At 66.0% G+C, this 15,512-nt stretch carries 16 protein-coding genes; 8 read left to right on the top strand and 8 right to left on the bottom strand.

Annotated elements, in window-relative coordinates; translation table 11 throughout:
- The first annotated feature begins 11 nt into the window (after positions 1-11).
- The 5 genes from mobB to BKM74_RS07515 all read left to right on the top strand — a co-directional run bounded on the left by mobB (position 12) and on the right by BKM74_RS07515 (position 2,881).
- Positions 12-515 (top strand): molybdopterin-guanine dinucleotide biosynthesis protein B, encoded by a 504-nt coding sequence (mobB, locus tag BKM74_RS07535; RefSeq protein ID WP_086465099.1) that lies wholly within the window; start codon positions 12-14, stop codon positions 513-515.
- 13 nt (positions 516-528) lie between these two features.
- The gene (locus BKM74_RS07530; RefSeq protein ID WP_086465098.1) at positions 529-1,800 is read left to right on the top strand and encodes a molybdopterin molybdotransferase MoeA; all 1,272 of its coding nucleotides are present in this window, start codon (positions 529-531) and stop codon (positions 1,798-1,800) included.
- A complete protein-coding gene (moaD, locus tag BKM74_RS07525; RefSeq protein ID WP_086465097.1) occupies positions 1,797-2,048 on the top strand; it encodes a molybdopterin converting factor subunit 1 in 252 nt (83 codons plus the stop codon). The genes BKM74_RS07530 and moaD overlap by 4 nt, the downstream gene beginning before the upstream one ends.
- Positions 2,049-2,051: 3 nt before the next feature.
- Complete coding sequence (locus tag BKM74_RS07520; protein WP_086465096.1) at positions 2,052-2,528, top strand: molybdenum cofactor biosynthesis protein MoaE; 477 nt, start codon at positions 2,052-2,054, stop codon at positions 2,526-2,528.
- A 167-nt stretch (positions 2,529-2,695) separates the two neighbouring features.
- Positions 2,696-2,881 carry a Thivi_2564 family membrane protein gene (locus tag BKM74_RS07515; protein WP_086465095.1) on the top strand — a complete coding sequence of 62 codons (186 nt, stop codon included), beginning with the start codon at positions 2,696-2,698 and terminating at the stop codon, positions 2,879-2,881.
- Between the two features lie 2 nt (positions 2,882-2,883).
- Here the strand turns inward: BKM74_RS07515 and BKM74_RS07510 are convergent, their stop codons facing one another.
- Positions 2,884-3,858, bottom strand: coding sequence for an NAD(P)H-dependent flavin oxidoreductase (locus tag BKM74_RS07510; RefSeq protein ID WP_086465094.1), 975 nt, complete (start codon positions 3,856-3,858; stop codon positions 2,884-2,886).
- A 12-nt stretch (positions 3,859-3,870) separates the two neighbouring features.
- Entirely contained in the window at positions 3,871-4,464 is a 594-nt protein-coding gene (locus BKM74_RS07505; RefSeq protein WP_086465093.1) for a PAS domain-containing protein, read from the bottom strand.
- A gap of 229 nt (positions 4,465-4,693) precedes the next feature.
- Here BKM74_RS07505 and BKM74_RS07500 point away from each other — a divergent pair, with 229 nt between their 5' ends.
- Positions 4,694-6,745, top strand: a complete 2,052-nt coding sequence (locus BKM74_RS07500) for a PhoX family protein (RefSeq protein WP_086465092.1) — start codon at positions 4,694-4,696, stop codon at positions 6,743-6,745.
- Between the two features lie 74 nt (positions 6,746-6,819).
- Here BKM74_RS07500 and BKM74_RS07495 read toward each other — a convergent pair whose 3' ends face one another.
- The 4 genes from BKM74_RS07495 to BKM74_RS07480 form a co-directional block, all read right to left on the bottom strand.
- Positions 6,820-7,797 (bottom strand): MBL fold metallo-hydrolase, encoded by a 978-nt coding sequence (locus tag BKM74_RS07495; RefSeq protein WP_245825861.1) that lies wholly within the window; start codon positions 7,795-7,797, stop codon positions 6,820-6,822.
- A gap of 137 nt (positions 7,798-7,934) precedes the next feature.
- The gene (locus BKM74_RS07490; protein WP_086465091.1) at positions 7,935-8,789 is read right to left on the bottom strand and encodes a universal stress protein; all 855 of its coding nucleotides are present in this window, start codon (positions 8,787-8,789) and stop codon (positions 7,935-7,937) included.
- A 13-nt stretch (positions 8,790-8,802) separates the two neighbouring features.
- Positions 8,803-10,308: a SulP family inorganic anion transporter gene (locus tag BKM74_RS07485; RefSeq protein WP_086465090.1), complete on the bottom strand. Its 1,506-nt coding sequence runs from the start codon at positions 10,306-10,308 to the stop codon at positions 8,803-8,805.
- 376 nt (positions 10,309-10,684) lie between these two features.
- A complete protein-coding gene (locus tag BKM74_RS07480) occupies positions 10,685-11,428 on the bottom strand; it encodes an SDR family NAD(P)-dependent oxidoreductase (protein WP_086465089.1) in 744 nt (247 codons plus the stop codon).
- Between the two features lie 150 nt (positions 11,429-11,578).
- Between BKM74_RS07480 and BKM74_RS07475 the strand changes: the two genes are divergently transcribed.
- On the top strand, positions 11,579-12,544 hold the full coding sequence (locus BKM74_RS07475) for a glycosyltransferase family 2 protein (RefSeq protein WP_086465088.1): 966 nt from the start codon (positions 11,579-11,581) through the stop codon (positions 12,542-12,544).
- Between the two features lie 16 nt (positions 12,545-12,560).
- Here BKM74_RS07475 and BKM74_RS07470 read toward each other — a convergent pair whose 3' ends face one another.
- Positions 12,561-14,255: a hypothetical protein gene (locus tag BKM74_RS07470; RefSeq protein ID WP_086465087.1), complete on the bottom strand. Its 1,695-nt coding sequence runs from the start codon at positions 14,253-14,255 to the stop codon at positions 12,561-12,563.
- Positions 14,252-14,884 (bottom strand): trimeric intracellular cation channel family protein, encoded by a 633-nt coding sequence (locus BKM74_RS07465; RefSeq protein WP_086465086.1) that lies wholly within the window; start codon positions 14,882-14,884, stop codon positions 14,252-14,254. The genes BKM74_RS07470 and BKM74_RS07465 overlap by 4 nt, the downstream gene beginning before the upstream one ends.
- A 167-nt stretch (positions 14,885-15,051) precedes the next feature.
- On the opposite strand from BKM74_RS07465, the gene BKM74_RS18505 reads away from it, so the two are divergent.
- Positions 15,052-15,512, top strand: a 461-nt coding sequence (locus BKM74_RS18505; RefSeq protein ID WP_140056042.1) for a hypothetical protein, incomplete at its 3' end; no start/stop codon positions are given.

The raw sequence follows: 15,512 nt of genomic DNA, 5'->3' as shown, positions 1-15,512 counted from the left end.
ACAGACCCGCAATGAAGATTTTCGGCGTCGCCGGCTGGAGCGGCAGCGGCAAGACCACCCTGCTGACCAGCCTGATTCCGCTGCTGGTGCGCACCGGCATCACGGTTTCCACGGTGAAGCACGCGCATCACGCCTTCGATGTGGACCAGCCCGGCAAGGATTCCTACCAGCACCGCGAGGCCGGCGCGACTGAGGTGATGATCAGCTCCGCCGCGCGCTGGGCGCTGATGCACGAGCATCGCGGCGCGCCGGAACCGACGCTGACCGACCTTACCCGCAACATGACGCCGGTCGATCTGCTGCTGGTCGAGGGCTTCAAGCATGAAGGCCATGACAAGCTGGAAGTCTATCGCCCCTCGGTCGGCAAACCGCCGCTCTACCGCGACGATCCGAAGGTTGTCGCCATCGCCAGCGACGCGGTACTGGAGGATGCAAAAGTGCCGGTGCTGCCGATCAGCGATCCGGACGCTATCGTCCGGTTCATTTTGACCCATTGCGGTCTGTCGCAACGCTGACCAGTATCTTCCCATGGCACAGCTTACCGACGATTGCTTCGCTTTTGGCGGCCGGCTGATTCCGGTCGCGGAGGCGCTTGCCGAACTGCGCGGCCGGCTAGCGCCGCTGACGGCGATGGAGAGTGTGCCGCTACGCGCCGCGCTGGGGCGCTGCCTCGCAGAACCGCTGACGGCGCGGCTGAACGTGCCGCCGCACGATAATTCCGCCGTCGATGGCTATGCCGTCTATTTCGACGATCTGCCCGCCGAGGGCGAGGTCCGGCTGCCGCTGGCCGGGCGCGTCGCCGCCGGCCACACGCTGGATGGTCCGGCCCGGCGCGGCACCGCCATCCGCATCTTCACCGGCGCGCCGATGCCCTCCGGCGAAGGCAACAGCGGCCCCGACACGGTGATGATGCAGGAGGATTGCCGGGAGGAGGATGGGCATGTGGTCATCCCCGCCGGCATCAAGCGCGGCGCCAACCGGCGCGCGGCCGGCGAGGATGTGCGGCAGGGCGACAGCCTCCTGCGCCAGGGCCAGAAGCTGCGGCCGCAGGATATCGGCCTGGCCGCCGCGCAAGGGCTGACCGAATTGCCGGTACACGTGCCGCTGCGCGTGGCGATCTTCTCCACCGGCGACGAGGTGCGCGACCCGCCCGCTCCGCTGCCCGCCGGCGGCATCTACGATTCCAACCGCTTCACCCTGGCGGCCTTGCTGGACGGCATGGGCTGCGCCGTCACCGATCTCGGCATCCTGCCCGACGACCGGCAGGCGATCACCCAGGCGCTGGACCGGGCCGCCGGCGCGCATGATCTGCTGATCACCTCGGGCGGTGTGTCCGGCGGCGAGGAGGATCACGTGAAAGCCGCCGTGGAGGCGCTGGGCTCGCTCTATTTCTGGCGGCTGGCGATCAAGCCGGGCCGCCCGGTGGCGCTGGGCCAGGTGAAAGGCACCGCCTTCATCGGCCTGCCGGGCAATCCGGTCGCGGTCATGGTCACCTTCCTGCGCGTCGCCCGGCCGATCATCGAGCGCCTGTCGGGCGCGGAGGAGAGCGAGCCCCGGCTGTTTCCCGTGCTGGCGGGCTTCGACTACAAGAAGAAGCAGGACCGCCGCGAATATGTCCGCGTGCGGCTGGAGCGGCGCGGCGACGGCCAGCTCGTCGCCCATCGATTCGAACAGGACGGGGCCGGTGTGCTATCCTCCATGGTCGCCGCCGACGGGCTGGTCGAACTGCCCGAGGAGGCGACGCGGATCGCGGCCGGTTCCGTGGTTCCCTATCTGCCGTTCAGCGAGGTCGGACTGTGAAGCTGCTCTATTTCGCCTGGGTGCGCCAGAAGATCGGTACCGCCGAGGAAGAGGTCTCGCCCCCCGCCGAGGTCACCGACGTGGCCGGGCTGCTGGACTGGCTGAAGGCGCGCGGCCCCGGCTATGCCGAGGCGCTGAAGGATGCCCGCGTGGTGAAGGTCGCGGTGAATCAGGAATATGTCCGCCCCGACCATCCGCTTAAGCCGGACGACGAGGTGGCGATCTTCCCGCCGGTGACGGGGGGATAGGCCATGATCCGGGTGCAGCGCGAGGATTTCGACATCAGCGCGGAGATTGCGGCGCTGACCGACGGCAACCGTGCCATCGGCGGCGTGGCCAGCTTCGTCGGCCTCGTGCGCGACATGGCTGGCAATGCCAGCATCGGTGCGATGACGCTGGAGCATTATCCCGGCATGACCGAAAAGGCGCTGGCCAAGATCGAGGCCGAGGCACAGGAACGCTGGCCGCTGCAGGCCAGCCTGATCATCCACCGCTATGGCCGGCTGGAACCGGGCGACCGCATCGTGCTGGTGGTCACCGCCTCGGCGCACCGGCAGGCGGCCTTCGAGTCCGCCATGTTCCTGATGGATTATCTGAAGACCAAGGCCCCTTTCTGGAAGCTGGAGGAAACCGGCGACAGCGCGCAGTGGGTCGATGCCCGCGAGAGCGACGATCATGCGCTGGACCGCTGGGCGCAGCCGCACGGCAAGACCGACGCCGCGGAATAGAGCACCGCTTTTTTTCAACCGACAAGAGAACCAAACGCGTCCTTCTGCGTTACTCCAGGACGAACCAAGAGATCGCGCCGTTTTCCTGGCCGGTTTCCTGGGCTGTTCGAAATAATTTTCGGCCCTGATTCGGGAACGACTATACCCGCAGGGCCAGGAGGGCAGAAATGTCGGTTATTTCCTTGATTCTTACTCTTGTTATCGTCGGCGTCGTACTGTGGGCGATCAACCGCTACATCCCGATGGATCACAAGATCAAATCGATCCTGAACATCGTCGTGGTGATTCTGGTCGTGATCTGGCTGCTGCGCCTGTTTGGCGTGCTGGGCGGCAGTGTCCCGACGATCAACTGACCCTAGCCGATCAGAGAGGCGGCGCGGGTTAGCGCCGCCTCGGCTTCGCCCGCCATACGTTCCAGGAGAGTGGCGGCCGGCGCCACATCGGCAATCAGATCGGCCCCCTCTCCGGCGAACACCCCCATGATTTCCAGATCCAGCGCCGAGACAGCCTGGTTGTAGCGGTCCACCGCCCCCTTGCCCTCGGCAGCCAGTTCGGCCTCGCGCCCCTGCCATTCCGCCGTCAGCGCATTACGCGCGCCGCGGATGGTGAAGGGCTTCGGCCAATCCTTCTCCCGCACGATGTCGAACACGCTGGTGCGCAGCGTATCGTCGCCGCCGATATCGGTGATCCGACGCTTCACCGCGTCCGGCGCCAGCGATTCGGCAGCCGCGTAGAAGCGCGTGCCGACCAGCACCCCATCCGCACCCAGCGCCAGCGCCGCCGCCAGCCCGCGCCCGTCGGCAATACCGCCCGCCGCCAGCACCAGCGTCTCCGGTGCGTTCCGGCTCACCAGATCGACCACTGCCGGAGCCAGCGCAATGGTCCCGCGCGTCGCCCCATGGCCGCCCGCCTCCGTACCCTGCGCCACCAGAATATCGGCGCCCGCCGCCAGCGCTTCGCGTGCATGGGCAAGGGTCTGCACCTGGCAGATCAGCGGGATCCCCGCAGCCTTCACCTTCGGCGCGAAGGGGGCCGGATCGCCGAAGGACAGCATGACCGCCGCCGGCCTGTGCTCCAGCGCCAGATCCAGCAGATGCGGTTGCTGCGCCAGCGACCAGGTGATGAAGCCGCAGCCGACGCGCTGGTTACCGGCCGCCGCCAGTTCACGCCGAAGCCACGCCTCGTCGCCATAACCGCCGCCGATCATGCCAAGCCCGCCGGCCCCGGTGACGGCGGATGCCAGCGCCCCGCCGGAGACCAGCGCCATCGGCGCCAGCATGATGGGATGGCGCAGATCGAGGCGCTCGGTCAGGCGGGTGCGGATCGGCATGGGATTTTCCTGTCAGCAAGACTCGGCAGAGAAGGCGGTGAGCGGTATCAGCAGGCGGTTTGGCCCCGTGACATCCGATCTGTCATCCATTTCCGCGATGTTATAGCTGGTGGCGCCCCAGATAAAGCTGGGACGACCCTCCTCGTCCAGTGCCGGCAGCAGCAGCCGTTCGCCGATGCCATACCGCTCCAGGCTCTGCAGATAGACGCGGCCCGTCATATAGCCGACGCCCGGCGTGGCCAGGATCGCTTCGTGATGCGCCATCACGTCCGGCGCATGCTGCACGCGGATCAGGTCCAAGAGGGAGCAGCCGACAATCGGACGGGCATACATGCTGCGGACATCGTCGCCGGCCAGGCGGCAGACGAAATCATGCTTCGCGATCCGCTCATAGATCCAGACCTTCGGCAGCGCCTTGTGAAAGGCCAGCGGATCGATCTGCGCCTTGCGGATGACCGCGTCGCTTTCCCGGAGATGGGCCAGGAAATAGTCGAGGATGCCCTGCAGCAGGGAATCGATCCCGTCAGGCATCCGGTCGGCAATGCGAAAGGCGCCGTTGCCGGTACCGTGACCCGTCACCCGCTGATTGCGCTTGTCATGGGCCATTGAGCCCCCGGCCAGGTTTCCTTCAGGGCGCCCCCCTTTCGAAGCGCTCCCCTGACGTCAGCCTAGAGGCTTTGCCGCTTCCACGGAAGCGTCCGCGACTGACACCATTCCGTCACCATTGCTGACAATCAACTGTAACGCCCCGGCGATAGAAGGAGAGCTGCAAGCAGAGCGTGCCGGCGAACCGGCCCGCCATGCAGCTTTTCCCTCCTAGCTGCGGAGCAAGCCGATGAGCGCCTATGAACAGGATTACCCGGATCACACCCAATCCCCCGACTATCAGCCCGGCGACGAGCCGCGCTGCAATCTGTCGGCCAACGAGACCTTCCATGATGTGCTGGAAAGCCGGCTGAAACGCCGCGACGTGCTGGTTGGCGGCCTCGCCACCGCCGTTGGCGCGCTGTTCGCCGGTACCGCTCTCAATACCGTCGCCCGTGTCGCGACCGCGCAGGCCGCTTCCGGCGGGCTGGTCGGCTTCCAGTCGGTACCGGTCAGCAGCGCCGATACGGTGGTGGTGCCGAAGGGCTACAAGGTGCAGGTGCTGGCGCCCTGGGGCACGCCGATCTCCGGCGCCATGCCGGCCTTCGCCCCGTCCAACAGCGGCGCTGACCAGGCGCAGCAGATGGGCATGCACCATGACGGCATGCATTTCTTCCCCATCGACGGCAGCGCGACCGACGGGTTGCTGGTCATGAACCATGAATATGTCGAGCCGCGCTTCCTGCACAGCGCGCGCTATGCCGGCAAGGAGCTGAAATCGAGCGAGGTGCTGCTGGAGAACGGCAAGCGCGCGGATGACGAGGTGCTGAAGGAGATGAACGGGCACGGCATCTCCGTGGTGCGCGTGAAGCGCGGCACCGATGGCGCCTGGGCGGTGGTATCCGATCCGCACAACCGCCGGGTCACCGCACTGACGCCGATGGAGATTTCCGGCCCGGTGCGCGGCACGGCCCATCTTGTCACCAAATACAGCCCGGACGGCACCCGCACGCGCGGCACGCTGAACAATTGCGCCCATGGCGTAACACCCTGGAACACCTATCTGGCGGCCGAGGAGAACTGGGCCGGCTATTTCCGCAATGGCGACCAGCAGGACCAGAAGCCGAACCTGCCGCGCGAGCAGGCCCGCTATGGCGTGCGGGCCGGCGGCATGTCGCGCTATGGCTGGGAGCTGGCCGAGGGCGGTGCCGATGCGTATGTGCGCTTCGACGCCAGCAGCACCGGCGACAGCGCGGCTGAGGATTACCGCAACGAGCCGAACGGCTTCGGCTGGGTTGTCGAGATCGACCCCTTCGATCCCGGCAAGGCACCGGTAAAGCGCACCCATCTCGGCCGTTTCGCGCATGAGGGCGTGGTGTTCGCCCCGGCAGTCGCAGGCAAGCCAGTTGTCGCCTATGCCGGCGACGATGCGCGCTTCGAATATATCTATAAATTCGTCTCGGCCCGGCCCTATGACCCGACCACGGCCAGCGGCGCGCTGCTCGACGCGGGCACGCTCTACGTGGCGCGCTTCAACGCCGATGGCAGCGGCGACTGGCTGGCGCTGGCGCCGGGCCAGAACGGGCTGACGCCGGAGAACGGCTTCGCCGATCTGGCCGATATCCTGGTGAACACCCGCCTCGCCGCCGACAAGGCCGGGGCGACCAAGATGGACCGGCCGGAATGGGGGGCGGTCGATCCGCGCACCGGGGCGGTCTATTTCACCCTGACCAACAACAGCCGCCGCACCGAGGATCAGGTCGATCCCGCCAACCCGCGCGCCAAGAGCCAGTATGGCCACATCATCCGCTGGACTGAGGCCAGGGGCGACCATGCCGCCACCAGCTTCCAGTGGGATATCTTCGTGCTGGGCGGCGACGAGCAGGCCGGGCGCGGTCCGAACGGCCAGAAGCTGACCGCCGACAACATCTTCGCCTGCCCGGACGGGCTGTGGTTCGATTCCGAGGCCCGGCTGTGGATCCAGACCGATATCGGCGAGAGCGCCCAGAACAAGGGCGACATGGCGGTCATGGGCAATAACCAGATGCTGTGCGCCGACCCCGCAACTGGCGAGATGCGCCGCTTCCTCACCGGCCCCATCGGGCAGGAGATCACCGGCATCACCGGCACGCCGGACGGCCGCACCATCTTCGTGAATGTGCAGCATCCGGGCGCCACCACCGCGCCCAAGGACTGGGCGGCCGGCAAGCTGGTCAGCCACTGGCCGGATGGCGGCAGCGCCATCCCGCGCTCGGCGACGCTGGTGATTTTCCGCGAGGATGGCGGCGTGGTCGGCTCCTGACCGTCCACCCGTACACAAAGCAAAACGGGCGCTCCTTACCGGAGCGCCCGTTTCCGTTTGATATCAGAGAGCGATCAGCAGCCCGAGACGCACTTCGCCGCGCCATCGAACACCATGGTGCGGCCGGACAGCGGCAGATGCACCGGTGCCGTCACCGCCTTGGCGAAGATGTCGGTGCGGCTACCGGCGATCAGCTTGCCGCCCTCGGTAGAGGGCTGGTTGGCATGCGACGGAATCACCGCCGCCGGCTTGATCAGCTCGTTCACCACATAGGCGGCCTCGGTCGGGCCGGTGGTGAAGGTATCTCCGATATTCATGACCACAAGCTTCGCCTTGTACTGGTCGCCGACCACCACCTGCTGCTCGGCAGTCACGCCGGTATCACCGGACAGGTAGGCGACGAGGCCATTGCTGAAGGTCAGCACATAGCCGGTCGGCGGGCCGGCATAGGCGGTGAGCCCGGCCTTGGAGAGCATCTCGGCGAACGGGCCGCCGATCATGCCGGGCGCGATGCCGTTGGAGTGTGCCGCCGGCACGGTGGTGACGGTAACGCCGCCGACCTTACGCGAGGCGCCGAAGCGCACCAGCTCGGATTTCTGCGGGTCGCCGCCAACTTCCTTCAGCTTGGCGGCAAAGAAGGACGGCATCTCGCTGCCGGTCACGATCCTTGCCCCCTTGGCGGCGGCGATCTTCACCGACAGCGTGTCGGGCAGCGCCACGGTGGCGATGTCCGGCCGGCCACAGGCACCGGCCCCGACCGCCGGAATATGGCGGTCGCCGACATGGTCGCCATGCATGTGGCTGACCAGCACGGCATCGATCTTGCCGAGGCGTGGATCATCCACACCGGCAACCGTGCGCCCGGCATCGTAGAGGATGCGCGTGCCGTCCGGGTCCTCGAAGACCATCGCCCGGTCGAAGCTGCAGAATTCGCCCTCATGGCTACCCAGCGGCGTGATCTTCACCGTGGCGGCCTGGGCCGCACCCGCGACAGCGAAGCCCAGCGTCACAGCAACCGCTGCGGCAGGCAGACTAAAGCCCCTGATTTTCATCTCGGTCTCTCCCTGACATGCGTCATCATGGCCTGACGGCCATCGTCGCCATTGAAGTAGAGCGCGGCGGAAACGGGTCCAGCCGCCCTTTCAATCACAGGCTAGCATGATGTCGGAGAGCGGATAACGGCTATATATTAGCGGAACAGCATGACCGGGATGAGGCAGGAGCGGATCATCTCGGTCGTGGTGCTGCCTATGATCAGGGTGCGGATGCGGGAATGGCCATAGGCACCCATCACCAGCAGGCCGATGCCCTCCTGCTCGACAATGCGGGCGATCACGGCATCCGGCTGCCCGGCCTCGATGCCGGCAGTGACGTCATAGCCGGCGGCGCGCAGCTTGGCCGCCGCCGCTTCCAGCTTCGCCTTCATGGCCGCGTCCGGCTGGCCGGTCATCAGCAGGCGGCAGGCCAGGCCAGGGAAAAGATGGCCCCCGGCGATATGATCCACCGCCTTCTCGGCGCTCGGCCCACCATCATAGGCGATGAGGAAGCTGCTCACCGGCTTGAAGGCGCGCGAGGCGACCAGCACCGGCTTGTGCGAGGCGCGCACCACGCGCTCCAGATTGGAGCCGAGATGCAGGCTGGCAAAATCCGCCGCCTCACCGCGCTTGCCGATCAGGATCAGGTCGGCCTCAGGCTCGAATTCCTGCACGGTTTCCAGCAGATCGCCATTGCGCAGCTTGGTCGCGACATCGGCGACACCGGCCTGGGTGAGCTGCGCCTTGGCCTCCTCCAGGATCAGCCGGCCGCGCTTCTGCGCCAGCTTCGCCTGCTGTTCGTCGAGGCTGGTGAGTTCCTCCAATAGGGTGTCGCGCGCATCGGCGTTCAGATTGCCGCTGAAGTCCGCCGGTACGTTCGAGACTGTGCGCCGGCCCAGCACATGCAGCAGATCGACCGAGGCCTTGGTGCGCCCCGCCACCCAGGCGGCATGGTCGCACACGCTTTTCGAATAGGTCGAACCGTCGATCAGCACGAGCAGCTTGGTCATGGTCGTTCCTTCCTCAATGCCCCATGAGGCGTTCGAGCGCCCCGGGCTTATCGTGGATGCCGAGCCTGTCAACGATGGTCTCGCTGGCCTGGTTGAGGCCGATCAGCTCGACCTCGGCGCCTTCGCGGCGGAATTTAAGCACGACGGTATCGACCGCCGCCACGCTGGATATGTCCCAGATATGCGCGCGGCTGAGGTCGATGGTGACTTTCTCCAGCGCCTCCTTGAAGTCGAAGGAGGCGGAGAAATCCTCGACCGAGGCAAAGAAGACCTGGCCTTCCACCACATAGGTGCGCGCCGCGCCATCCTCGGACAGCGTCGAGGTGACGCGGAAGATCTGCGCGATCTTCCAGGCGAAGAAGATGCCCGACAGCAGCACGCCGACCAGCACGCCGATGGCAAGGTTATGCGTCGCCACCACGACCACCACGGTGGCCAGCATGACAATGCTGGAGCTGCGCGGATGGTCCTTCAGATTGCGGATCGAGGCCCAGGAGAAGGTGCCGATCGACACCATGATCATGATGGCGACCAGCGCCGCCATCGGGATCTGCTTCACCCACTCGCCCAGCACCACGATCATGAACAGCAGGAAGATACCGGCGCAGAAGCAGGACAGCCGCCCGCGGCCGCCCGACTTCACATTGATGATCGACTGGCCAATCATGGCGCAGCCTGCCATGCCGCCGATGAAACCGGTCGCCGTGTTGGCGATGCCCTGGCCGATGCATTCGCGGCGCTTGTCGCTTTGCGTGTCGGTCAACTCATCGACGATGGAGGCAGTCATCAGCGATTCCAGCAGGCCGACCGCCGCCACCGCCGCCGAATAGGGCAGGATGATCCACAACGTCTCCAGCGTCAGCGGGATATCGGGGATCAGGAACATCGGCAGGGTCGAGGGCAGTTCGCCCATGTCGCCCACGGTGCGCACCTCCAGCCCCAGCCCGATGGACAGGCCGGTCAGCACCAGGATGCAGACCAGCGGCGACGGCACGATGCGGGTCAGGCGCGGAAACAGGTAGATGATGGCCAGCCCGCCGGCGACCATCACATAGGTCAGCCAGGGCACGCCGATCAACTCCGGCAGCTGCGCCAGGAAGATCAGGATCGCCAGCGCGTTCACGAAGCCGGTCATCACCGAGCGCGAAACGAAGCGCATGACGTAGTTCAGTCGCAGGATGCCGGCCAGTATCTGGATCAGCCCGGCCAGCACGGTGGCGGCCAGCAGATATTCCAGCCCGTGATTCTTCACCAGCGTGACCATCAGCACGGCGGTCGCGGCGGTGGCTGCCGAGATCATGCCCGGTCGGCCGCCGACGATGGCGATGATGACGGCAATCGAGAAGGAGGCGTAGAGCCCGATCTTCGGATCGACACCGGCGATGATCGAGAAGGCGATGGCCTCGGGGATCAGCGCCAGCGCCACCACCAGGCCGGCGAGTACATCGCCGCGGATATTGCCGAGCCATTCATGGCGCAGCCGTCCGAAAAAATCGTGCGGAAGGGAAAATCGCGTCAAGGGAGTCTCCGGAAGGCAGGCCGACGCGCGTAAAACGGATCGGCGAAAATCGATTAATGAATGAAAACAGGCCGTGTTTCGGAAAGCCGACCCTGCAGTATCCGCTACACCACCAGGGCCGAGAGACCGGCTTGTAAGCAGGACCATCGGCGGCAAAAAGGGTGCGGAAAGGGTCGGTCGGATCACATCGGCCTGGACACCGTCATTAGGCAAGGCTTGAAAAGACGATGCTGCAATGCAGCACGACAGGTTTACCGCTTAACGTCTGGACAGGCAACCCGGTATGGAGATAAGGCGGACGTTTCGCAGCGATATTGCCGGACCGGCGCAGCAATCCGGCTGTTTCTTGCGCCGCACCATACCCGCGCGATGACCGTCAGATAATGCCGCCATTCACATGAATGACCTGTCCGGTGACGTAGGATGCCGCCGGGCTGCACAGGAAGCCGATCATCGCGGCCACCTCCGCCGGCTCCCCGGGACGGCCCAGCGGAATATGCGCCAGCAGCGGCTTCATCTCCGAATCATCGTAGAACTGCTCGGTATCGGCATCCTTCAGGATCAGCCCCGGCGCCACGCAATTGGCTGTCACCTTGTAGGGCGCAAGCTCCACCGCCAGCGCCCGGATCAGCGCCTCCGACCCCGCCTTGGCCGCTGCCGAGGCCGGGCAGAGCGGATAATTCGGCCGGAACACATGGGCGTTCAGCGTGCTGATGGCGATCACCCGCCCGTCCTGCGATGCTTTCAGCGCCGGCAGCGCCCGCTTCGCCATCTGGAACAGCCCGCCCAGAATAACGCTGTAGCAGCGGTCGAGATCGGCCCGTTCCAGCGCACCGAAGCGCTTCAGCTCCGGAAAGCCGGCATTGGCCACCAGCACGTCCAGCCCGCCCAGGGCGGAGACAGCCTCATCGATCAGCCGGTCGGCCTCCGCCGCCCGCGTGAGGTCCGCCAGAACGATATGGGTTTCGGCGCCCTTGGCCCGCAGCTCATCCGCGACGCGTTCGCAGCCCTCCCGATTCTTCAGCGCGTGCAGCACGATGGATGTGCCCGGCCCGGCCAGTTGCCGCGCCGTGGCCGCCCCGATACCGCTGCCCGACCCCGTCACCAGAATACGCCTCATCGCCGCCGCCTCCTTTTTTGCCCTTACCTGGAAGTCAGTCTAGCAGCGAACAGTTTGGCTTGCCTGCCCTCTTCCATCTGCTAGAGGATAGGCACGACAAGGTCCCGCCCCAGGGTCCGCCCCAGGGGTCCCCCTACCGCCGGACTGGACATGACCGCACGCCCCAGCGACTACACGATCAGCTGCATCGTTCCGGTGCATAATGAAGGGCCCGACATCCTTGGCTTTCTGCGCCAGCTTCATGGCCTGCTGAAAAAGCAGACCAGCCGGTTCGAGATCGTGCTGGTGGACGATGGCAGCACCGACGACAGCCTGTTCGCGGTCGCCGCCGAGGCGGAGGCGCTGGGCCTCGTGCTGGTCCGCTTCTCGCGCAATTTCGGCAAGGAAGCGGCGATGACCGCCGGCCTGCAGAAAGCACGCGGCGATGTCGTCATCATCATCGATGCCGATCTGCAGGAGCCGATGGAGGTGATTCCGCAGATGCTGGAGCACTGGCATGCGGGCTATGACATGATCTATGCCGTGCGCGACAGCCGCAAGGACGAGACGTTGCTGAAGCGTGTCGGCGTGCGGCTGTTCTATTATCTGATGGCGCAGGGCAACAGCACAGAGGTACCGCCCGACGCGCGGGATTTCCGGCTGATGGACCGCAAGGTGGTGGCGGCGCTGAACCAGCTGCCCGAGCGCAACCGTTTCATGAAGGGCCTGTTCAGCTGGGTCGGCTTCCGCAGCCTCGCCATTCCGGTCCGTATCGCGCCGCGCCGCATCGGCCGCTCCTCCTTCAGCTTCCTGCGGCTGGCGGAACTGGCGCTGACCGGCATCACCTCCTTCTCCAACGTGCCGCTGCGGATCTGGGGCGGGATCGGCTTCGTGATCTCGCTGATGGCCTTCCTGTTCGCCCTCTACACCATCGTGAAGACGCTGGTGTTCGGCGCCGATGTGCCGGGCTTCCCCACCATCGTCGTCTCCATCATGTTCTTCACCGGCATCCAGCTGCTGTCGATCGGCATCCTCGGCGAATATATCAGCCGCGTCTTCATCGAGGTGAAGCAGCGCCCGCACTATCTGATCGCCGAGGAGATCGACCGCAGCCCGCTGCGTGACCCTACTGCGTGACGGGGGCTAAAAGCCTCTAGCGGCAGGGCGGCAGCAGCCGGTCGCGGATCAAGCCGCGCTCCACGGCATGGACCGTCAGGCCGTCCGGCAGCGCCGCCCCCGGAACGAAGCCCTGCCAGGCTACGCCATCCGGCCTCTGCAGCCCCAGCGGCACGCCCAGCCCGTGTATGACCCCGTCGCCATCGGCCAGCACGATCCAGTGCAGCCAGCCGCCGCCGGCAATGGCACCGCGCAGCACCCAGCCATCGGCAAGCCCCTCCGCCGGCACCGCGTCCAGGCTGGCGCTGACGCATTCACCGTCCGCGCGGCTGAGGCCAAGATCGTCCAGTCGCCGCCCCGGCCAGCCCGCCTGCGGCAGCGCATGCAGCGCCCAGCCGCGCCGCGCCACCACCGCCAGCCCCTCGGCGCGGGCACGCGGGTTGGAGCGCAGCAGCGCCAGCGTCCGTTCCTCCGGCACGCCGGACAGGATGGCGGCGACCGGCAGGCGCAGCTGGAGATATTCCGCGGCCACGCCCGGCAGCAGGGCGCGGCTGGACAGCGGGAAGATCAGAATGGCCGCCAGCGCCAGCGCGGCCAGGCCCGGCCGCAGCACCGGCCAGCGCAGCGCTGCCCACAAAGCGAGGGCGAACCACCACAGCAGGCTGACCTGCTGGTAGCGCGCCGAGGCCGCCTGCCCCGGCTCGTCCAGCCCGGCGCGGGCCAGCGCCGTCATAAGCGCCGTGCCGATGCAGAACCAGCCCAGCAGCAGGGCCATCCGCTGCTCCGGCGGCACCGGGCGGCGGAACAGTAATGCCGCCAGCGTGCCGGCAGCGAACAGGATGATACCGGCCGCCGCCAGCACCATCAGCACAAGGGACGGTAATTTCAGCCCCAGGCTGCCCAGCAGGAAATCCAGCGGAACGGTCTTCAGCGTCAGGAAATAGCGGGCGACCGCCAGCGGATCGAGCAACGAGGCGGCGATACCGCCCATGCCGACCGGCCCGCCAAGCCCCCGCTGGATGCCGGCCCCGCCCCCCGCCTGAAAGGTTGCGAGATAGAGCAACACCGTCAGCACCCCGATGCCGAGCACGATGGCCAGTGCGATGCCGGGCGGCTGCATCCGCTGCCCGGAACCCGCCCGCGCCAGCAGCACGCCGATGACCAGCATCGGAAACACCACCAGCCCGTAGCCGAAGCTGAAGCTGGCGGCGAGTCCTGCCAGCGCCGCGAGGCCCCAGCGCTCCCGCGCGCCGGCCCAGGCCGCCAGCACCGCCAGCAGCAGCGCCATATGCATGTGCAGCTGCTTCGGCCAGATCAGGTTGGGATGGTGGCCGAGCCAGAACAGGGCCGCCGCCAGCGCCGAGGCCGCGAGCAGCGCCGCCTTCCAGCCCAGCCCGCGCCGGACCGCAAGGAAGATGACAGCCGGCACCGCCAGCAGGCACAGCAGCGACACCGGCAGGGTAATCAGGCCCAGCGAGTCGGCAAGGTGATGGTCGGCGATGAAGACCAGCCGCGGCAGCACCGGGCGGTGTTCATTGTCGGGGAAGATCAGGTAGGGCAGCAGATCGCGGTCGGCATAGCGGCGATATTCGCGGAACATGTCGGAGAACGGCGCCACCACCCGCAGCGCCAGGGCGAACTGCCAGACAGCGGCGACAGTAAGCGCCGCCACCAGCGCCCCCAGAAGCGCAACAGGGCCGGCAAGGCGCGCGCGCAGCGGAAATCCCCTCACGGAATATCTTCCGGATTGCGGCCCGGCCGCCCCTTGTAGGAGGGCAGCGACCAGCCGAAGGCCAGCGCGCCGCTGCGGATGCCCAGCGCCACCGCGAAGCCGGCCCCGGCGGCCAGCGGCAGCGCCAGCCCGATAAGGCTGGCGCCGACATAGCAGAGCCCGCCGGCCATCGCCGCGGTGATATAGATCTCCTTGCGCATCAGCACCGAGGGCTCGCCCGCCAGCACGTCGCGCAATATGCCGCCCAGCGTGCCGGTCAGCATGCCCATGACCACGGCAACCACGGGAGAGCCGGTGACCAGCAGCCCCTTATAGGCGCCGAACACGCCATAGGCGGCCAGCGCCACGGCATCCAGCCAGAGCAGCAGGCGGTAGCGCGATTCCAGCAGGTGCGCGGTGAAGAACAGGCCAATCGCCGTCACCGCGCAGATCAGGATGTGCAGCGGCTGCTCGACCCAGAACACCGGCACGTCCAGGATCAGGTCGCGCGCCGTGCCACCGCCAATGCCGGTGATCGTCGCCAGGAACAGGAAGCCGATGATGTCCAGCTGCTTGCGCGAGGCCGACAGCGCCCCCGTCGCGGCAAAAAGGGCAATGCCCAGAAGGTCGAGGAGGATCGCGCTGTTCATGCGACAGTCTTAGCGCAAGGCGACAGGCCACGGCAGGGGGAAATGGGGGATGCGCCTATTCCTTGCTTGCGCGCCTTCCCTGTCGCCCTTCAGCCTTTCGATTGTGCCGCTCATGCCGCCACCATCGGGGCTTGCCGGAACACAGTACCGCAGGCAGCATGGGGAGTATGTGGAACATCGTTGTCACCACTCTTCACGCCCTGACTCTGCTGGTCATCGCTGGCGGCTATGTGATTGCCAGTGCCAACCCAAGCGGTTGGGCTGAAACGACCTGGGCGACATTGGTCGGCGCCCTGATTGCCGGTGCCATGACGCTTGGCGGTGGTTTCTTGGCATACGTTTCCGCGACATCGGCCACGCGCATTGCCCAACAGAACTATCAAAATGATCGAAATGACAAAGAGCACAACGCTCTATTGTATCTAGAAAGAATTTCCGCAGAAATAAGAAAAGAAATTATCGAAAAGAAGAAGTTTATTGATGTTGCAGAAAGTTATATTGAAGAAAATTCTCCTATGCCAAATTCATTAATAAATGTTATAAAAATTAACAGTCCAGATTTTCTTAAAAATAACGATGATTTTTTCTATCACATTGGGAACGATGCGCGATATTGCATATACCAAAT

Origin of the sequence: Oceanibaculum nanhaiense (assembly GCF_002148795.1) — a bacterium.
In the GTDB taxonomy this organism is placed as follows: domain Bacteria; phylum Pseudomonadota; class Alphaproteobacteria; order Oceanibaculales; family Oceanibaculaceae; genus Oceanibaculum; species Oceanibaculum nanhaiense.
Note: the sequence above shows the minus strand (reverse complement) of the source record. Positions and strands in the feature narration are given on the sequence as shown.